Genomic DNA, 17,984 nt, shown 5'->3' with positions numbered 1-17,984 from the left:
TGAAGTGATCGTACTTGACCGTAACCGACCGCAGGCGTTTGACTCCGTACTCTGTGGCCCTTCAGGACACCCTTTAGGACACCTTCTAGGACAAGAGGTCCCCTTGAGCAGCGAGCTTCTTGCCCCCCTCGACCTGGCGTTCTGGCACCTCGAGTCCGCCGGTCATCCGATGCACCTCGGTGCCCTCGCCTTCTTCGCGCCCGCCCCCGGGACGCGGAGCGGCGACAGCGTCCTCGAACTGCTCGCCACGCGCGCCGCCGCGATCCGCCGGCTGCGGATGCGGGTGAGGGATGTCCTGCTGCCCGTCGGCGGCGCCCGCTGGACCGTGGCCAAGGACTTCGACGTACGACGGCATGTGCACCATGTCCGCCTCCCGGCCGGCGACTTCGCCACCGAGGCCGCCGGGATTGCCGGCGAGCTGATGGAACGGCCTCTTGAACGAGGTCTGCCGCCGTGGGAGATGTACCTCCTGACGGGTGAGCCGGGCGGCCCGTTCGCGGTGCTGGTGAAGCTGCATCACGCGCTGGCGGACGGCATGCGCGCGGTCGCCATCGGGGCCGGCATCTTCGACCAGATCGCCGACGCCCGCACGGTCGGCGTACGGCGGACGCGTACCGTGCCGCCCCGGTCCTGGTTCGCGGGTCCCTCGCAGGTGGCCGGCTTCGCCCGCGGCCGGATCGAGGAGCTGGGCCGGGCCGTCGGTGTAGGGGCCTCGGTCGTACGTGCCAGCAGGCTCGACCCGCGCGGCATGGCCGCACTCACTGCCGGTTCGAGCGGCACACGGCGGCTCGGCACCGCCGTACTCGACCTGGAAGACGTGCAGCGCGTACGCAGGGCGGTGGGCGGCACCGCCAACGATGTGCTGCTCGCCATCGTCGCGGGCGGGCTGCGGCGCTGGCTGGCCGAGCGCGGCGAGCGGCTGCCGGCCGCCGACCCGCGCGCCCTGGTGCCCGTCTCTCAGCGCAGGCCCGGCAGCCCGCCCGGCTCGGGCAACAAGTTCTCCGCGTATCTGCTGGAACTTCCGGTCTCCGACCCCGATCCGCGTTCACGGCTCGACGCCGTACGCACCGCCATGGACCGCAACAAGGCGGCAGGGCCTTCGCGTGGCGCCGGGGCGCTGGCCGTGCTCGCCGATCAACTGCCGCCACTGGCACACCGGTTCGGCGCGCCGCTGGCGGGCGGCGCGGCCCGGATGCTCTTCGACGTCCTGGTGACCAGCGTGCCGCTGCCCCGCTCGGCCCTGTCGCTGGGCGGCTGCCCGCTGCGCGAGGTCTATCCGATGGCACCGCTCGCCCGCGGGCAGTCCCTGGCGATCGCCATGTCCACCTATGACGGGCGGGTGCATGTCGGACTGGTCGCCGATGGCAAGGCCTTGCCCGATCTCGACCGGCTGGCGCGGAGTCTGGGGGAGGAGCTCGTAGAACTCCTCGGCCTGATTGGAGAGGCCTCGCTCGGTATGCCGGCCCGATAGATCGGACAGCTCAGAGGCCCGGCATAAGTTCTCGCCCCTTCAAGGGTGTTGACGCCCCCAAGTGATCCGATGAATATTCGTCGTCATCGGTGAACGCCACAGCGAGGGGGCAGCAGCGGATGCGACGGAGCACGCTCGGACGCAGCGCGGTCGAGATCACCGAACTGTCCTTCGGGGCCGCCGGAATCGGCAATCTCTACACCCCCGTGGAGCCCGTTGCCGCCGCGGCGGCGGTCGACGCCGCCTGGGACGCGGGCATCCGGACCTTCGACACCGCGCCGCACTACGGGCTCGGCCTGTCCGAACGCAGACTGGGCGAGGCCCTGCGCACCCGTCCCCGCGACGCGTACACCCTCTCCACCAAGGCCGGGCGGCTGCTCGAACCCTGCCCGCCCGACGGAGACGACCTCGCAAGCGGCTTCGCCGTTCCCGCCGACCACCGTCGCGTATGGGACTTCAGCGCGGACGGCGTACTGCGCAGCATCGAGGAGAGCCTCCTGCGGCTCGGCCTCGACCGGATCGACATCGTCTATCTGCACGACCCGGACGAGCACGAGGAAGCCGCCTTCCGCCACGGCTACCCGGCGTTGGAGCGGCTGCGGGCCGAAGGCGTCGTCGGCGCGATCGGCGCCGGCATGAACCAGGCGCCGATGCTCACCCGTTTCCTCCGCGACACCGACGTCGACGCCGTCCTGTGCGCCGGCCGCTACACCCTCCTGGACCAGAGCGCGCTCGCCGAGCTGCTGCCCGAAGCCGCCGCCCGCGGCAAAAGCGTTGTCGTCGGAGGAATCTTCAACTCCGGGTTGCTCGCCGATCCGCGCCCGGGGGCCACGTACGACTACACCGCCGCGCCGGACGACATCCTGCAGCGGGCTCTGCGGCTCAAGGCCGTCGCCGAACGCCACGGCGTACCGCTGCGCGCCGCCGCCCTCCACTATCCGCTCGCCCATCCGGCCGTCGCGGGCGCCCTGGTCGGCGCGCGCTCAGCCGATGAAGTACGGGACGCGGCCGACATGCTCGCTCTGGCCGTCCCGCCCGCGCTCTGGGACGAACTGCGCGCCGAAGGACTGCTGCCGAAGGACGGGGATGCCCGAGAGCACAGGGACGGCCGAAACGACGGGGACGCTCGAAAGGACGGGGACGCCTGATGAGAGTCGCCCTGCACACGACGGTTCGCGCCGACCGCATCGACGAGTACGAAGCGGCGCACCGCGAAGTCCCCAACGAGCTCACCGCCGCGATCCGCGGCGCCGGTGTCACCTCCTGGACCATCTGGCGCAGCGGCACCGACCTCTTCCACCTCCTCGAGTGCGCCGACTACGGCCAACTGCTCGCCGCACTCGAGAAACTCCCCGTCAACATCGCCTGGCAGGCCCGGATGGCCGAGCTCCTCGATGTGGTGCACGACTACTCCGCGGACGGTGCCGAAGCCGGACTGCCCGTCGTCTGGGAGCTGTGAGCCAATGGCGATCATCGACGCCCACCACCATGTGTGGGACCTCTCCGGACGGGACCAGGACTGGATCACCGGCCCCGACCTGGCCCCCATCCGGCGCAGCTTCTCCCTCGACGATCTCGTCCCCGAGGCCCGCGCCGCGGGCGTACACGCCACCGTCCTCGTCCAGACGGTCACCGTCGCCGAAGAGACCCCGGAATTCCTCGCCATCGCCGACGGCAGCGACCTCGTCGCGGGCGTCGTCGGCTGGACCGACCTCACCGCCCCCGGCATCGCCGACATGCTCGCGGCCCTGCGTGAACTCCCGGGCGGGGACCGCCTCGTCGGCGTCCGCCACCAGGTCCAGGGCGAGCCCGACCCCGCCTGGCTGCTCCGCCCCGATGTTCTGCGCGGCCTCGCCGCCGTCGCGTCGGCCGGACTCGTCTACGACCTCGTGGTGCTGCCGCACCAGCTGCCCGCGGCCACCGAGGCGGCGGCCAGGCTGCCCGAGCTCACCTTCGTACTCGACCATCTCGGCAAGCCACCCATCGCCTCCAGGGAGCTGGAGCCCTGGGCGAGCGCCGTGCGCGCACTCGCGGCCAGGCCCAACACCGTCTGCAAGCTCTCCGGGATGGTCACCGAGGCGGCCTGGTCCACCTGGACCACTCCCGATCTGGCCCCGTACGCCGATACGGTCCTCGACGCCTTCGGCCCCGGCCGGCTGATGTTCGGCTCCGACTGGCCGGTCTGTCGGCTCGCCGCGAGCTACGCCGAGGTGGTCGCCGCCGCCCGCGCGCTGACCCATCGGCTGGCCGAGGACGAACGCCGCGCCGTCTTCGAGACCACCGCGGGCCGCGTCTACGGACTGCCCCCGCGCGGTGAATCTCAGTGAACCTGCGCGCGCCCCGCCCCTTTGGCACCCTGGATGCATGCCGGAGCTGCCCGAAGTCGAAGCGCTGAGAGAGTTCCTCAACACCCACCTGGTGGGGCAGGAGATCGTCCGCGTCCTGCCGCTGGCGATCAGCGTCCTGAAGACGTACGACCCGCCGCTGACCGCCGTCGAGGGCGCCGAGGTCACCGCCGTGAACCGGCACGGGAAGTGGCTCGACATCAGCGTCGGCCCACTCCATCTGGTCACCCACCTCGCCCGGGCGGGCTGGCTCCAGTGGAAGGACGAGTTCCCGGCCGCGCCACCACGGCCCGGCAAAGGCCCGCTCGCCCTGCGTACCGTCCTCGCCTCGGGCGGCGGCTTCGACCTCACCGAAGCGGGCACCACCAAGCGTCTCGCCGTCCATCTCGTACGTGACCCGGCCGAGGTCCCCGGCATCGCCCGTCTCGGCCCCGATCCGCTCGCCGACGGCTTCGACCGTGACGCCTTCGCCGCGCTGCTGGCCGGGGAACGGCGGCAGATCAAAGGCGCGCTGCGCGACCAGGGCCTGATCGCCGGCATCGGCAACGCGTACAGCGACGAGATCCTGCATGCCGCGAAGATGTCGCCCTTCAAGCCGGTGCAGAACCTGAGCGAGGACGAAATCACCGCCCTGTACGAGGCCCTGCGCTCCACGCTGCGTGACGCCGTCGAGCGCTCGCGCGGAGTCGCCGCCGGCCGGCTCAAGGCCGAGAAGAAGAGCGGTCTGCGCGTCCACGGCCGCACCGGTCAGCCGTGCCCCGTCTGCGGCGACACCATCCGCGAGGTCTCCTTCAGCGACTCCTCGCTGCAGTACTGCCCCACCTGCCAGACCGGCGGCAAGCCGCTCGCCGACCGCAGACTCTCCCGCCTGCTGAAGTAGCGCAGGACCTGAGCTACCCCTTGAGGGAGATCAGAGGCTGTCCGTCGAGGGTGCGAACCTCCCAGCGGCCGATCTCGCCGCTCGGCAGGTCCGTGCCCCCCTCGATGTCCAGCGGGTCCTCGTGCCCCGGAGAACCCGGGATCCCGTAGCCACCGGCCGGCACCGCCCAGGTGAGGACCGGGTGTTCGATGCCGTCCCTGCCGATGGCGACAAGACGGCAGGCGCCAGGCCCCTTGAGACCCGACAGACGCAGCGCGACCGCCGTGCCCCAGGCCCGCTCCTGCGTCGCGGCGGCCGCAGTGACGCCCGTCGTGGAATCCTTCGCCACGATCAGGGCGGGGTTCCCGCTCCCGGCGTCCTCGAGCGCCACCGCCGCGGCGGGCAGGGCGACGATCAGAGCCGCGGCCGCCGCGACCAGCTTCAGCCGACGCCTGCGGCCCCGCCGCCGCACCGCGTCGACCTCGTCCGTCAGCCGGTCGAGCAGTCGCCCGCTGGGACGGACCACGATCCGGTCGGGTCCCGCGAGCTCGGCCAGGGACGTGGCGGCCGAGGCGAAGTCGGAGAGCTGTACCGTGCACATCACACAGTCCGCCAGATGCTCCTCGAACCGGAACGCGTCCGCGGGCTCCAGGACGCCCAGCGCATAGGCGGCCACGTCCCGGTGCCGCTGCTGCAAGCTCATGGCGTCCTCGATTCGTCTCTCGCCCCGTTGCGTACTGCGTCTGTAGCGGGTCTGTCGCGGGTCTGTCGCGGGTCTGTAGCGGGTCTGTCGCCCTGAAGTACGGACCAGGTGCGCGCCGTACTCAACTCCGTGCGCGTCGAGCGCAACCGCCGGGCGGCCCGGACCGTGCCGCAGTATGAACGGCCCGCTTGCGGAACCGTCTTGAGACCGGGCGAGTGCTGCCCGCATGATGTGTGCGTGACAGGTGGAGAGACGGGGACCAGCATGATCGTGCCGCACCCCGACAGCGCCCATGTGGAACTGCTGCTCGGCGCGTATGTCCTCGGTGCGCTCGGCCGTGCCGAGGACACCCGGGTCTCCGGCCACCTGCAGGTCTGCGACCCGTGCCGGATCGCCTACCTCGACATGGCCGACGCCCCCGCGCTGCTGGCGATGTTCTCCGAGGACGATCTGCTCGACGGGCCCGACGATCTCGACGATCTCGACGGGCCCGACGGGCTCGGCGAGCAGACGCCATAGTCCGGCCGTCGAGGCGCGCCTACACTCCGTAGCATGCTGCGCGTACTGGCTGTCGACGACGAGAAACCGGCACTCGAAGAGCTGCTCTACCTCCTGCGCTCCGACTCCCGCATCAAGAGCGCCGAAGGAGCCACGGACGCGACCGAGGCACTGCGCCGCATCGGCCGTGCGCTGGACGCGGGCCCGGACGGGGACGACGGCATCGACGTCGTCTTCCTCGACATCCACATGGCCGGTCTCACCGGTCTCGACGTCGCCAAGCTGCTCGCCGGATTCGCCCGGCCGCCGCTGATCGTGTTCGTCACCGCCCACGAGGGCTTCGCCGTCCAGGCCTTCGACCTCAAGGCCGTCGACTACGTCCTCAAGCCGGTGCGCAGGGAGCGGCTGGCCGAAGCCGTACGCCGGGTCCGTGACCTGGTCGTCTCGGCGCGCGAGCCCCGGCAGCCCGACCCGGCGGGCCCCGCGGTGCACACCCCCGTACCCAGCCCCCCACCGGCCGTCGCGCTGCATGCCCCAGGGGGGACCGCGGCCGAGCAGATACCGGTCGAACTCGGCGGTGTCACACGGTTCGTACCGATCGACGACATCGCCTACGTGGAGGCCCAGGGGGACTACGCCAGGCTGCACACCGAGGACGGGAGCCACCTGGTGCGCATCCCGCTGTCCACCCTTGAGGAGCGCTGGGCGTCGCGCGGGTTCGTACGCATACACCGCAGCCATCTCGTCGCCCTCGCCCGTATCGACGAACTGCGCCTGGACGCCGGGACGACCACCGTCCGGGTCGGCTCCGCCGAGCTCGCCGTCAGCCGCCGTCATGCGCGCCAGCTGCGCGAACTGCTGATGCGGCACGCCAGGGGCTGAGCGGGGCGGACCCTGCCAGGACCCGGCCGACCGTTGGACGGGCGGACAGAGCCGCTCGTCGCCCCACCACAGCCGTACGGCGACGGGCGTCATCCGCTGACCGAGCCGCCGCCGGATTCGGCGCCGACCGCCCCCGCCCGCCGCCTAGCCTTGATCGGGCACGGGGAGAAGGGGCCTGATGTCCGACATCGAAGCACTGCTGGAGGAACTCCGGAGCCTGCCGGCGACCCGGGTGTCCAGCGCTCGTGACCTCGAGGCACTGCTCACCACGGTGAAGAGCGCGGCCGGGCGCTGGGCGGATGTGCTGTACGAGATCCAGGAATCGGCACAGGGGCTGGCCGGCCCGCGCGCCGAAGCAGCCCTCGAAGTCGCGTTCCGCAGGGCGGAGGAGTCCTACGTCGAGCTGGAGATCGCGCTGAGTGACTGCGCTCAGCGCACGGGCGGCCACTGAGAGGCGTCGCCGTACCGTCCGTCTCGAGGAACGGCTGGTGTCTACCGTAGGTAATCGCCCCTGCGTAGACTCCACAGCTCCGGAGAGTTCGCCGACAGACGCTGGAGCGGACGACGATGTCTGCAGAGCAACAACCCCGCCGTGAGGTGGTCACCGGCGTGCCGCGCAGCGCCAGGCGCGCGCCCGGGCACGCCCCCGCCCGGTCCGAGATCAGCGAGCAGACGACACTCGGCGCCACGTATGTGCGCTCGCTCATGCGCAGCCAGCTGCGGGCCGCGCTCTACGCGCTCGGCACCCTCGTCCTGTTCGTCGGCTCGCTGCCGCTGCTCTTCGCGCTCCCGGCCGTCTTCGACGGAACCCTCTCCTCGCCCGAGCCCTTCGTCTGGGCGGCACTCGGCGTCGCGGTCTACCCCGTGATGTGGATGACCGCCCGCTGGTACGTACGCCGGGCCGAGCGCAACGAAGAGGACTTCACCAGGCTCGTCGAAGGACGCTGACCTCGTGAACCAGACCTACGCGGTGACGGCTGTCACCGTCGTGGTGCTCGCCACCGTGCTCATCGGCGCGCTCGGCCTGCGCATATCCCGCACCACCTCCGACTTCTACGTCGCCTCCCGCACCGTGAAGCCCGGCCTCAACGCCGCCGCCATCAGCGGCGAGTACCTCTCCGCCGCCTCCTTCCTCGGCATAGCCGGGCTGGTCCTCCTGCAGGGCCCGGACATGCTCTGGTACCCGGTCGGTTACACCGCCGGCTATCTCGTCCTGCTGGTGCTGGTCGCCGCCCCGCTGCGCCGCTCGGGGGCGTACACCCTCTCCGACTTCGCCGAGGCCCGCCTGGAGTCCGCCGCCGTGCGCAGGCTCGCCAGCCTCTTCGTCGTCGGCATCGGCTGGCTCTATCTGCTGCCCCAACTACAGGGCGCCGGCCTCACCCTGGAGATCCTCACCGGCGCACCCGACTGGGTGGGCGGCCTCGTCGTCGCCTTTGTCGTCACCGGGGCCGTCGCGGCGGGCGGCATGCGCAGCATCACCTTCGTGCAGGCATTCCAGTACTGGCTCAAGCTCACCGCCCTGCTGGTGCCCGCGCTGTTCCTGGTCGCGGCCTGGGCCGGCGACGACACTCCCCGGGCACGCTTCGACGCGCCCGCGGTCTTCCGCGAGCACACCGCCGTACGCATCGACGACACCGTCCGCGTCGATCTCGACGAGCCGCTGACCCTCACCGTCACCGGCGACGTCGACGACACACGGTACGAGGACCGGAAGATCACTCTCGACAAGGGCACCCACCGCATCGAGGCCGGGACGAAACTTGGCTTTCCGCAGGGCGCCGCAGTGCCCGAACGGGCCTCGTCGGGCACCGATCCGGCCAGCTGGTCCCAGCCGCTCTCCGGCGGCCGGGACGGCTACCACCTGTACGCGACGTACGGACTGATCCTCGCCACCTTCCTCGGCACGATGGGGCTTCCGCATGTCGCCGTCCGCTTCTACACCAGCCCCAACGGACGTGCCGCGCGGCGCACCACCCTCGTCGTCCTCGGGCTGATCGGCGCGTTCTATCTGCTGCCGCCCGTCTACGGCGCGCTCGGGCGGATCTACGCGCCCGAACTCTCCCTGACCGGTGACGCGGACGCGGCCGTGCTCGTGCTGCCGGAGCGCATGGTCGGCGGAATAGCGGGGGACCTGCTCGGGGCGCTGCTGGCGGGCGGCGCGTTCGCCGCGTTCTTGTCCACCGCGTCCGGGCTGGCCATGTCCGTCGCCGGAGTCATCACTCAGGACGTGCTGCCCTCACGCGGCGTGCGGCACTTCCGCCTCGCGACCCTCCTCGCCATGGCGGTGCCGCTCGCCGTCAGCGTCGTGGCCACCAATGTGCCTGTCGCCGACGCGGTGGGGCTGGCCTTCGCTGTCTCGGCGTCCTCCTTCTGCCCGCTGCTGGTGCTCGGCATCTGGTGGCGAAGACTCACCCCGCCGGGTGCCGCCGCCGGGCTCGTCGTCGGCGGCGGGGCGGCGCTCACCGCGGTGATGGCAACCCGCGCGGGCCTCGCGCCCGAAGGCTGGGCGCACACCCTGATGGCCTGGCCCGCAGTGTGGTCGGTACCCGTCGGCTTTCTGACCATGGTGCTGGTCTCGCTGGCCACGCCCAGCCACATACCTCCCGGCGCCACCGCCATCCTCGCGCGGCTGCACCTGCCGGAAGATCTCGTCGGCAGGCCGCAGCCCGAAGGAGCGGAACGATGACCGGGATGGGAATGGCCGCGCTGGCAGCGGCCGGAGCGGTACTGCTCACGGCCGGAATCGCGCTCGGCAGGCTGACGGCACGGCGCGTCGTCAAGTCCGACCTCGACCTGGGCACGCCCGTCGAACGGGCCACCTTCCTCACCCTGCACACCGCATCGCTCGCCGCGCCCCCACTGCGCGCCGGCCTCACCGAAGACACCGCGCGCAAGGCCGCCCGGCGGCTGCGCTCGCTCCTGGGCACCGAGGCGCTCTGCCTCACCGACCGCGAATCCGTCCTCGCCTGGGACGGTCCCGGCGCCGACCACCACGAGCAGCGCGTGATGGTGCGCGTCGCCGAAATGCTGGACTCCGGGCGCAGCCAGAGCGTGCACACCGAGTGCGAGGAGCTGGAGTGCCCGCTGCGCTGGGCCGTGATCGCCCCGCTGACGGGCGAGGAGGGCGTGCTCGGCGCGCTCGTCGCCTACGGCTCGCGGGAGTCGGCCGTCCTGGTGCGGGCCGCGACCGAGGTGGCCCGCTGGGTCTCCGTACAGCTGGAACTGGCCGAGCTCGACCGGTCCCGCACCCGGCTCATCGAGGCGGAGATCCGGGCACTGCGCGCCCAGATATCGCCGCACTTCATCTTCAACTCGCTTGCCGCGATCGCCTCCTTCGTCCGCACCGACCCCGAGCGGGCGCGTGAACTACTCCTGGAATTCGCCGACTTCACCCGCTACTCCTTCCGCAGGCACGGTGAGTTCACCAACCTCGCCGACGAGCTGCGCTCCATCGAGCAGTACCTGGCGCTGGCCGGGGCCCGCTTCGGAGACCGGCTCAAGGTGACCCTCCAAGTCGCGCCGGAAGTGCTGCCGGTGACGCTGCCGTTCCTGTGTCTGCAGCCGCTCGTCGAGAACGCCGTCAAGCACGGCCTGGAGGACTCGAAGAGCGAATGCCGCGTCATGATCGCGGCGCGGGATGCCGGCGCCGAGGCGATGGTGACCATCGAGGACGACGGCGTGGGCATGGACCCGGACGTGCTGCGCGGAATCCTCGCGGGGGAGCGGACGCCGTCGTCGGGCATCGGCCTGTCCAACGTCGACGAACGGCTGCGCCAGGTGTACGGGGACGATCACGGGCTCGTCATCGAGACAGGCGCCGGCGCGGGCATGAAGATCACCATCCGGATCCCCAAGTACCGGGCGGGCGTGCACTCCTCCGCGGGCCGCCGGTCCACGGACTGAGATTTCGGCGCGGCGTTGAGTCGGCCCCCTGCCCGGTTCGTATCAACCGGTGGCAATAGACACCTACGTGGGGGCGTAAGCGACATGTGCACTGTACAGCCGACGGTGAGACCCGCCCGTGACGAGTTGCGCAGCCTGCTCGGCGCGCTCGACCCGGGCGACCGCGCGGTGGTCCATCAGCTCCATGTGCTGCGCAGCAGCCCCTTCGAGGCGGCCACCGCGCTGGGGCTTCCGGTGACCGAGGTGCATCTGCGGGCCACCCGCGCCGTGCGGCAGCTCAGCCGCGGGGCGAGGCAGCTCGGCGCCGCGTAGGCATTCCCCGTGCATTCCCGGTGGCCTTCCGCCAGGTTCCTCGGAGGAGGTGGATGGCCAGGTGGCTCGGCAGTAGACGTCGATGGCCAGGTGGCTGAGCCGTAGATGTGGCTGAGCCGTAGATGTGGATGGCCAGGTGACTCAGCAGTAGAGGTGGATGGCCAGATGGCTCAGCGGAAGTCCCAACTGCCAGGCCGGCGTCCATATCTGCGCGTACTCGTCCACGGCCGCGTCCATCGGGTTCGGCGCGTGCCACGGATCGCCGCCCTCGCCGAGGTCGGCGGCGAGCAGCTCGGTCTGCCGCAGCCAGCTCCAGGTGCCCAGCGCGAGGGTCAGATCCGGGTCGGCGCCGTCGCCCAGTTCGCTCTCCCGCTGCCGCCGGGCGGCCAGCCTCTCCTCCACCCACTCCCGCCAGGGATGGCCGTACGAGGTCAGGGACAGCCACTCGTCGATACGGGAGACCACCCGGACGCCCGCGAGCTCTTCCGCGCTGTCACACAGATAGATGGTCAGCGCCAGCGTCTCCCGGCCCGCCCGGAACTCGAGCGAGCCGCCCTCGACGAGAGCGCTCGTACGGAGCATCTCTTCGGCGATGTACTCGGCGCAGAGCCACGCCATGGGGACTGCCAGCCCGCCTCCGCTGGTGCCGTTCGAACTCTCGGGCCGCACGCTTCCCACCTTCCTCCCGGACGACTTCGTTGGGCGGCTTCGTGCGCCGACCCCGACGAAGAGCCTCCACCGAGAGACACGGCTGGGAGCCCGTATTTACTCAACTTGAGCGTGAGGTTTCGCATACGGTCGCCCTTTGGCCGTGATCCCAGGGGGACGAGGAAACCGGCGGGACAGCCGGGGCGCGCGTGACTGGGCCACCCGCTCCCGAAGGGCGACACTCCCGCCGGTGGACCCGCGAGCCGCGGCGCACCGATAATGCGGGGCAGCGCGCGTCGACGATCGCTGGGCGGAGAGATTCCGCCTCCGTGGCGCGTCGGGGGGACGGGGTGATGGCCGCCGTGTGGGTCGGTCGGGAAGAGCACGTCGGCATGGTGCGCACATTGCTCGACGCGGCTGTGGCAGGGCGCGGCGGCTCGGCGCTCGTGGAGGGCGAGCCGGGCGCCGGCAAGACCCGGCTCCTGGAGGAAGCGCTCTCAGCGGCGGAGGGGGTCGGCTGTGGCGTCCGGCACGGCAGCGGCGACGAGCTGTGGCAGGGCTACCCTCTCCGGGCGGTGCTCGACTGTCTCTACGGTGACGGCGCCGCCGGGGACCGCGGCCGCGGCGAGATCGTCGGACTGCTGAACGGCGACGGTGCCGACACACCGACCACAGAGACATCACTGATGGCGGCCATGGACCGGCTGCTCGCCCAGGTCGACGAGATCTGCGCCGAGCGTCCGCTCGTCGTCGCACTCGACGATCTGCAGTGGGCCGACGACGCCAGCCTGCTGATGTGGCAGCGCCTCACCAAGGCCGCACCGCGGCTGCCATTGCTCCTGGTGGCCTCCTGCCGGCCGGTGCCCAGGCGCCGCGAACTCGACCGGCTGCGCGCCGGGTTGGTCGAGCGCGGCACTCTTCCCGTCCGCCTCGGCCCCCTCACGCCCGAGGAGTCGGAGCGCTTCGTGGAGAGCCTGGCCGGCGCGCCGCCGGGGCCCAGACTGCGCGGCCGCGTGGGGCTCGCGGGCGGAAACCCGCGCTACATCGAGGAGTTGGTGAGCGGCCTGCTGGCCGAGGGGGCCATCGACATCGTGGGCGGGCGGGCCGAGCTCACCACCCCCGACGGGGGACGTGGCCATCTGTGTTCCCTGGCGGACAGGATCGGCTTCCTGACGCCGTCCTCGTACGAAACACTCCGTCAGGCCGCGCTCCTAGGCGTGGAGTTCGACGCCGGCCAGCTCGCTGTCGTACTCGGCCGGACCACCCGCCAGCTCCTGGACGCCTTGGGCGAATCCATTGCCGCCGGGCTGCTGAGCGACACCGGTGACCGGCTGCGCTTTCGCCACGAGGTGATCCGGGAGGCGCTGTACGCCGACATTCCCGGCTCGGTGCGGTCGGCGCTGCATCACGACACCGCGCGGGCCCTGGCCGACGCCGGAGCCTCTGCGCCCGTCGTCGCCGGGCAGCTGCGGGGAGTGTCGGGCCCGATGACGGGGTGGGCGGTGCGCTGGCTCGTGGAGCACGCCGGGACCCTCAACGCCCAGTCGCCGGTTCTCGCGGCCGAGTTGATCGAGCGGGCCATCGAGCAGGGCTGGCCCACCGACGCAGACCGCCCCGTCCTCGAAGAGCGCCTCGCCGAGGCGGCGACGCTGCTGCGCCGCCCCCAGTCGGCCGGTCTCGTGCGCACCATGCGCGACCGTACGCAGGACCCGGCGCGCCGGGCGGTCCTCGGCTTCATGCTGAGCTCGGCGCTGATGGTGCAGGGAGACATGGCCCAGGCGCTGAAGGCAACCGAGGAGGCTCTGGCGGAGCCCGGACTCTCCGTCGCCTGGCACATCAGACTCGTGGCCTGCCGGGTGCTCTGCCACGCGGACCTGGACCGGCTCGACGCGGCGCGCGCCGAGGGTGAGGATGCGGTCGCGGCGGCGGAGCGCCTCGGGGACCCGCTCGCCGAGGCCGAGGCGCGCCATGCGATGGCGTACGTGTACTACCGGCTCGGCCGGGAGCGGGAGGCCCTCCGCCACGGCGCGCAGGGCATCGCCCGGGCGCGGCAGATTCCGGCCGCCGCGGACATCCGCCTGCTGATGCTCGCCAACGTCGCGGAGGGACACGACAGGCTCGACGAGCCGGAAGACACGGAGCAGGCTCTCGACGAGGCGCGGACCCTGGCCCGGCGCGTGGGCTCCACGGGCCGGCTCGTCGGCATGGAGGCGCGCTCCGCCGAATTCCACTTCCGGCGTGGACGCTGGGACTGCGCGGCCGGGCATCTGGAGCGGGCCGCCGAACTGAAGGTCTTGGACGGGTGGGTTCCAGTGCTGGTCCACGGCATGCACGCGCTGATCCTCGGCCACCGCGATCAGCGCGCAGCGGCCCTGCGCCATCTGGAGCGGGTGGAGCCGGACGCTCTGGCCGCCGGCACGGCGGTGCTCCGCGACGCAGGCCATCTGTTGCTGGCCCGGGCGCTGCTGGCGGAGCGCGACGGCCGCCCGCGGGACGCGTTGCGGGTGCTGCTGCCCGTGCTGTCCGACGAGTACGCGGCCGGCATGGTCCATGAACGCCACTGGCTGCTGCCCGAAGTGGTCCGACTCGCCCTGGAGTCGGGGGACGCCGGGAGCGCCGAGGCCGCGGTCGCGGCCTGCGAGGCGGAGGCGGCGAAGGCACCCGAATACCCGGGCCCGAGGACCGCGGCGATCCGCTGCCGGGGCCTGTTCGCCCAGGATCCCGCGCCTCTCGCGCAGGCGCTCGCGTACTACGAGGGCGGCTCATGGCCGCTGCTGCTGGGCCAGACGCTGGAGGATCTCGCGGTGGCGCAGGCCTGGCACGGCGACCTCGTGGCATCGCGGATCAGTCTGGACCGGGCCGTGGAGGCGTACGGCGGCCTCGGCGCCCAGTGGGACATCGCCAGGGCCGAGGCGCGGCTGCGCACGCTGGGGGTGCGCAGGGGCAGCCGTGCGACACGCCGCAGGGCCACCAGCGGCTGGGAGTCGCTCACCCCCGCCGAGCTGAAGGTCGCGCTGCTGGTCGCGCAGGGGCGGTCCAACCCGGAGATCGCCTCCGAGCTGTTCCTGTCCCGCCGGACCGTCCAGACCCATGTGTCGCACATCCTGGGCAAGCTGCAGATGCGGTCGCGCACCGAGGTGGCGAGGGAGGCCGCACTGCAGGCCGCGGGGGAGTGAGAGGGGGTCAGGCGGTCAGCGCGCCATAGCCGGGCAGCACCTTGCGCAGGGCGCGCAGCGCGTAATACGTACGGGACTTGACCGTGCCCGCGGGGATGCCGAGCGCCTCGGAGGCCTCGGCCACCGACAGCCCCCGGAAGTAGATCTGCACCAGCACCTCGCGGTGCTCCCTGCTCAGCATCCTGACGGCGTCGCGCACATCGAGCGCGGTCGACGACGACTCGGTGTGGTCGTCGGCCACGGGGGACTGCTCCAGGCTCTCGGCGGCCACCTCGGCCGGGCGGGCCTGCCGGGCCCGGCGCGCGTCGATCGCGAGCCGGCGGCCCACGGTGAACAGCCAGGGGCGCATCGACTCGTGGTCGGTCTCCATCGCCTCGGGGTGCTTCCAGGCACGCACCAAGGTCTCCTGCACCAGATCCTCCGCCCGCTGCCGGTCCCCGTAGGTGAGCCCGAGGAGGAGGCGGAAGAGGGCCCTGCCGTGCTCGCGCTGCAACTCGGCGAGCACCCGCTCGTCGGTACGGGGCGCGGTCGCGGTGGCGCCGGTCTGCTGGTCCAGGGTGGTTGTCACCGTAACTCTCCTTCTGAGGGCCGGGTGGGGTGAAGACCCCGTCGGCCGGGCCGCACCGACCCTCAGAGCGTGGCGGGACGTGCCCCCGGAGTTATCCGCCACCTGGCGTATACGGGCCTGCTGGGCGCTCAGCGGCCGAATGGGACGACGAGGGCGGCGACGAACGGTCGAACGGGCGCGACGAGCGGTACGGCGGGCCGGTGCGCGGCGTCAGGGATGGCCCGCGCTCGCCGTCGCGCGCGGGCGCGCGTAGCCCGGCAGGCAGCGGGCGAGCGCACGCAGTGCGTAGTACGAACGCGACTTGACCGTCCCGGCCGGTATCCCGAGTGCCTCGGCGGCCTCATTGACGCTCAGCCCGTGGAAGTAGATCTGCACCAGCACCGCGCGGTGCTCGGGGCTCAGTGACTCCACGGCGGCCCGGACGTCGAGCGCGGCGACGGCCGCCTCTGTGACGTCCGCCGGGTCCGGCGTGGTGGCCAGGACCCCGTCGCCGATCTCGGTGGGACGGGCCAGCCGGGAGCGGCGGGCGTCGATCGCGAGGCGGCGGCCGACTGTGAAGAGCCATGGCCGCATCGACTCGTAAGGGCCGTCGAACGCCTCGGGGTGTTGCCAGGCCCGTACGAGCGTCTCCTGCAACAGATCCTCGGCGCGCTGCTGGTCCCCGTAGGTCAGGCCGAGCAGAAAGCTGAACAGAGCGGGGCCGTGTTCACGCTGCAGCTCGGCCATGGCCCGCTCGTCGGTTGTCGCTGAAGCAGTCGCGGTCGCCATTGCCAACACCTTTCGTGCAGAGTCGCTGCCACGTGGCGTATACGAACCCATCCGGGCGCGGAGGGACAGATGACGCACGGCTGTCTTCGGCGAGCGGTCGCACGGAGCGGCGAATGGTGCGGTGAACGGTCGGCGCACGCGTCAGGGACCGGTGGCCGCCACCGGCGTACTCCTCTCTGCCGCGGCAGGCTGCGCCGGACAGTCCCCCACCCGCATGGGCGACCGGCTACGGAACGACAGTCACCGGCCAGCGCCCGGCCTTCACCAGACGGACCGCCACCGACCCGATGATCCGGTGTCCCGCCGACTCCGAAGCCCCGACCACCACGGCGTCCGCCTTCAGCTCGTCGGCCGCGGTGACCAGTCCGCTGTACGGGTCACCGCGGACGGTGTGGAACTCCCAGCGGACGTCCCAGATCCCCTTGACCCGCTCGGCGGCGGAACGGATCTCGGCCACCAGCTCCTCGGCGATCTCCCCGGTCGCGTCCCCGACCGGGACGCCGAACGCCGCGCCCGCGGGCATCACCGGCTGGACGTACACGATGGCGAGCAGAGCGTTCTGCCGACGGGCGAGACCGCCCGCGTACGCCGCCGCCCGCAGCGAGGAATCGGAACCGTCCACGCCGACGACGATGACCTTCGGGCCGTCGGTGCCGCGTTCGAATTGGTGCGGTTGCTGCCGGGGCTGCTGCTCTGTCACACCAACGAGGCTAGGTCCTGTTCTTGGTTGTGATCAATGGGCTGACAGGAGGCTGGCGATCCAGATCGTCGTGGCGCGGAGGTGGACTCCGGCGAGGTAGCTCTCGGGGGTCTTGTCGTAGCGGGTGGCGATGCCTCGCCAGGCCTTCAGCTTGTTGATAGCGCGCTCGACGGTGTTGCGGTCGCGGTAGAGATCCGTGTCGTAGGTGACAGGGCGACCGCCCCGGCTGCCCTTCTTCCTGCGGTTCGCGGCCTGGTCCTTCTTCTCCGGGATGACCGCCTTGATGCGGCGTTCGCGCAGGTGGGCGCGGTTGGTGCGGGAGGAGTAGGCCTTGTCGCCGGCGACTGCGTCGGGCCGGGTGCGGGGACGGCCGACCGGGAGTCGGACCCGTACCTTGTTCAGGACGGGGACGAACTGGGGGCTGTCAGCGGCCTGTCCGGCGGTTAGGAGAAGCGCCATCGGGCGGCAGCGCCGGTCCGCAGCGAGGTGAATTTTGCTGGTCAGCCCGCCGCGGGATCTGCCGAGCAGGGCGGCCTTCAGCCGGGCCTTGCGCCGTCGCCGGACGCGTCGGCGCTCGGCCCGTTCGGGGTCGTCTTCGCCGTCCTGCCCGTTCCGTTCCTCAGCTGCTCCCCCTTTTGCCGGACCGCCTTCTCCTGTTCGAGGGCCGCTTCCTCCAGAGCGGCCATGACCTCCTCGTCGAGGCGCGTACCGGCCGCGTCCTGGTGGGCCCGGGCGGTGGTGGAGTCGACGCTGACCAGGGACATGTCGGTTTCACCTCGTCGCGCGGCCTCGGCGATCACACCTTCCAGCAGGGCCTGGAAGACGCCCGTGTCCCGCCACCGGACGAACCGCTGGTAGACGGTCTGCCAGGCGCCGAACCGCTCGGGCATCTCGCGCCACTGGCTGCCGGTCCGGAACCGCCAGATCACCCCCTCGAACTGCTCACGCAGCCGTCCGGGGTACGGGCCGAACCTGCCTATCGGCAGGTAGGGCTCGATGAACTTCCATTCCTGGTCGGTCAGTTGCGCACGCGTCACACGAACGTCCTACCAGCCCGCACGGGGCCAAAACCCGACTTTGATCACAACCGAGAACAGGCCCTAGTCGCTCCCGACAGGCGGCCCGCCGATGGCCTCCTTAGAGTGCAGATC

General features: G+C 71.7%; 18 protein-coding genes and 1 pseudogene. 13 read left to right on the top strand and 6 right to left on the bottom strand.

The window, feature by feature from the left end:
• Nucleotides 1-103 precede the first annotated feature (103 nt).
• The 5 genes from QFZ67_RS04480 (at nucleotide 104) to QFZ67_RS04460 (ending at nucleotide 4,696) form a co-directional block, all read left to right on the top strand.
• On the top strand, nucleotides 104-1,471 hold the full coding sequence (locus QFZ67_RS04480; RefSeq protein ID WP_307659780.1) for a wax ester/triacylglycerol synthase family O-acyltransferase: 1,368 nt from the start codon (nucleotides 104-106) through the stop codon (nucleotides 1,469-1,471).
• A 119-nt stretch (nucleotides 1,472-1,590) separates the two neighbouring features.
• Complete coding sequence (locus QFZ67_RS04475; protein ID WP_307659779.1) at nucleotides 1,591-2,619, top strand: aldo/keto reductase; 1,029 nt, start codon at nucleotides 1,591-1,593, stop codon at nucleotides 2,617-2,619.
• Complete coding sequence (locus tag QFZ67_RS04470; RefSeq protein ID WP_307659778.1) at nucleotides 2,619-2,930, top strand: L-rhamnose mutarotase; 312 nt, start codon at nucleotides 2,619-2,621, stop codon at nucleotides 2,928-2,930. Before QFZ67_RS04475 ends, QFZ67_RS04470 begins: the two co-directional genes overlap by 1 nt.
• A gap of 4 nt (nucleotides 2,931-2,934) precedes the next feature.
• Complete coding sequence (locus QFZ67_RS04465; protein ID WP_307659777.1) at nucleotides 2,935-3,798, top strand: amidohydrolase; 864 nt, start codon at nucleotides 2,935-2,937, stop codon at nucleotides 3,796-3,798.
• A 37-nt stretch (nucleotides 3,799-3,835) separates the two neighbouring features.
• Nucleotides 3,836-4,696, top strand: a complete 861-nt coding sequence (locus QFZ67_RS04460; RefSeq protein ID WP_307659776.1) for an Fpg/Nei family DNA glycosylase — start codon at nucleotides 3,836-3,838, stop codon at nucleotides 4,694-4,696.
• 13 nt (nucleotides 4,697-4,709) lie between these two features.
• On the opposite strand, the gene QFZ67_RS04455 is transcribed toward QFZ67_RS04460, so the two are convergent.
• A complete protein-coding gene (locus QFZ67_RS04455; RefSeq protein ID WP_307659775.1) occupies nucleotides 4,710-5,378 on the bottom strand; it encodes a zf-HC2 domain-containing protein in 669 nt (222 codons plus the stop codon).
• 237 nt (nucleotides 5,379-5,615) lie between these two features.
• Here QFZ67_RS04455 and QFZ67_RS04450 point away from each other — a divergent pair, with 237 nt between their 5' ends.
• The 7 genes from QFZ67_RS04450 (at nucleotide 5,616) to QFZ67_RS04420 (ending at nucleotide 10,973) form a co-directional block, all read left to right on the top strand.
• Nucleotides 5,616-5,897: a zf-HC2 domain-containing protein gene (locus QFZ67_RS04450; protein WP_307659774.1), complete on the top strand. Its 282-nt coding sequence runs from the start codon at nucleotides 5,616-5,618 to the stop codon at nucleotides 5,895-5,897.
• Nucleotides 5,898-5,930: 33 nt separating this feature from the next.
• Complete coding sequence (locus QFZ67_RS04445) at nucleotides 5,931-6,758, top strand: LytTR family DNA-binding domain-containing protein (RefSeq protein ID WP_307659773.1); 828 nt, start codon at nucleotides 5,931-5,933, stop codon at nucleotides 6,756-6,758.
• A 178-nt stretch (nucleotides 6,759-6,936) separates the two neighbouring features.
• On the top strand, nucleotides 6,937-7,209 hold the full coding sequence (locus QFZ67_RS04440; protein ID WP_307659772.1) for a hypothetical protein: 273 nt from the start codon (nucleotides 6,937-6,939) through the stop codon (nucleotides 7,207-7,209).
• A gap of 116 nt (nucleotides 7,210-7,325) precedes the next feature.
• A complete protein-coding gene (locus QFZ67_RS04435) occupies nucleotides 7,326-7,706 on the top strand; it encodes a hypothetical protein (RefSeq protein WP_307659771.1) in 381 nt (126 codons plus the stop codon).
• Nucleotides 7,707-7,710: 4 nt separating this feature from the next.
• The gene (locus tag QFZ67_RS04430; protein ID WP_307659770.1) at nucleotides 7,711-9,444 is read left to right on the top strand and encodes a cation acetate symporter; all 1,734 of its coding nucleotides are present in this window, start codon (nucleotides 7,711-7,713) and stop codon (nucleotides 9,442-9,444) included.
• Complete coding sequence (locus tag QFZ67_RS04425) at nucleotides 9,441-10,661, top strand: sensor histidine kinase (RefSeq protein ID WP_307659769.1); 1,221 nt, start codon at nucleotides 9,441-9,443, stop codon at nucleotides 10,659-10,661. Before QFZ67_RS04430 ends, QFZ67_RS04425 begins: the two co-directional genes overlap by 4 nt.
• 105 nt (nucleotides 10,662-10,766) lie before the next feature.
• A complete protein-coding gene (locus QFZ67_RS04420) occupies nucleotides 10,767-10,973 on the top strand; it encodes a hypothetical protein (protein WP_307659768.1) in 207 nt (68 codons plus the stop codon).
• A gap of 141 nt (nucleotides 10,974-11,114) precedes the next feature.
• Here QFZ67_RS04420 and QFZ67_RS04415 read toward each other — a convergent pair whose 3' ends face one another.
• The gene (locus QFZ67_RS04415; RefSeq protein WP_307659767.1) at nucleotides 11,115-11,642 is read right to left on the bottom strand and encodes a hypothetical protein; all 528 of its coding nucleotides are present in this window, start codon (nucleotides 11,640-11,642) and stop codon (nucleotides 11,115-11,117) included.
• 332 nt (nucleotides 11,643-11,974) lie between these two features.
• Between QFZ67_RS04415 and QFZ67_RS04410 the strand changes: the two genes are divergently transcribed.
• Nucleotides 11,975-14,797 (top strand): AAA family ATPase, encoded by a 2,823-nt coding sequence (locus QFZ67_RS04410; RefSeq protein WP_307665721.1) that lies wholly within the window; start codon nucleotides 11,975-11,977, stop codon nucleotides 14,795-14,797.
• 7 nt (nucleotides 14,798-14,804) lie between these two features.
• On the opposite strand, the gene QFZ67_RS04405 is transcribed toward QFZ67_RS04410, so the two are convergent.
• The 4 genes and pseudogenes from QFZ67_RS04405 to QFZ67_RS04390 form a co-directional block, all read right to left on the bottom strand.
• A complete protein-coding gene (locus QFZ67_RS04405) occupies nucleotides 14,805-15,365 on the bottom strand; it encodes a sigma-70 family RNA polymerase sigma factor (RefSeq protein WP_373429943.1) in 561 nt (186 codons plus the stop codon).
• A gap of 210 nt (nucleotides 15,366-15,575) precedes the next feature.
• Entirely contained in the window at nucleotides 15,576-16,133 is a 558-nt protein-coding gene (locus QFZ67_RS04400; RefSeq protein ID WP_307659766.1) for a sigma-70 family RNA polymerase sigma factor, read from the bottom strand.
• Between the two features lie 226 nt (nucleotides 16,134-16,359).
• Entirely contained in the window at nucleotides 16,360-16,833 is a 474-nt protein-coding gene (locus QFZ67_RS04395) for a universal stress protein (protein WP_307659765.1), read from the bottom strand.
• A gap of 33 nt (nucleotides 16,834-16,866) precedes the next feature.
• Nucleotides 16,867-17,870, bottom strand: a pseudogene (locus tag QFZ67_RS04390) (IS5 family transposase).
• Between the last annotated feature and the right edge of the window lie 114 nt (nucleotides 17,871-17,984).

It is taken from the genome of Streptomyces sp. V1I1, from assembly GCF_030817355.1.
Classification (GTDB): Bacteria; Actinomycetota; Actinomycetes; order Streptomycetales; family Streptomycetaceae; genus Streptomyces.
Note: the sequence above shows the minus strand (reverse complement) of the source record. Positions and strands in the feature narration are given on the sequence as shown.

Bases quoted from the DNA above. Each gene is read 5' to 3' on its own strand.
- QFZ67_RS04465 (WP_307659777.1), top strand. From the start codon at position 2,935: ATGGCGATCATCGACGCCCACCACCATGTGTGGGACCTCTCCGGACGG.
- QFZ67_RS04400 (WP_307659766.1), bottom strand. From the start codon at position 16,133: ATGGCGACCGCGACTGCTTCAGCGACAACCGACGAGCGGGCCATGGCC.
- QFZ67_RS04475 (WP_307659779.1), top strand. From the start codon at position 1,591: ATGCGACGGAGCACGCTCGGACGCAGCGCGGTCGAGATCACCGAACTG.
- QFZ67_RS04445 (WP_307659773.1), top strand. From the start codon at position 5,931: ATGCTGCGCGTACTGGCTGTCGACGACGAGAAACCGGCACTCGAAGAG.
- QFZ67_RS04460 (WP_307659776.1), top strand. From the start codon at position 3,836: ATGCCGGAGCTGCCCGAAGTCGAAGCGCTGAGAGAGTTCCTCAACACC.
- QFZ67_RS04455 (WP_307659775.1), bottom strand. From the start codon at position 5,378: ATGAGCTTGCAGCAGCGGCACCGGGACGTGGCCGCCTATGCGCTGGGC.
- QFZ67_RS04470 (WP_307659778.1), top strand. From the start codon at position 2,619: ATGAGAGTCGCCCTGCACACGACGGTTCGCGCCGACCGCATCGACGAG.
- QFZ67_RS04425 (WP_307659769.1), top strand. From the start codon at position 9,441: ATGACCGGGATGGGAATGGCCGCGCTGGCAGCGGCCGGAGCGGTACTG.
- QFZ67_RS04440 (WP_307659772.1), top strand. From the start codon at position 6,937: ATGTCCGACATCGAAGCACTGCTGGAGGAACTCCGGAGCCTGCCGGCG.
- QFZ67_RS04410 (WP_307665721.1), top strand. From the start codon at position 11,975: ATGGCCGCCGTGTGGGTCGGTCGGGAAGAGCACGTCGGCATGGTGCGC.
- QFZ67_RS04435 (WP_307659771.1), top strand. From the start codon at position 7,326: ATGTCTGCAGAGCAACAACCCCGCCGTGAGGTGGTCACCGGCGTGCCG.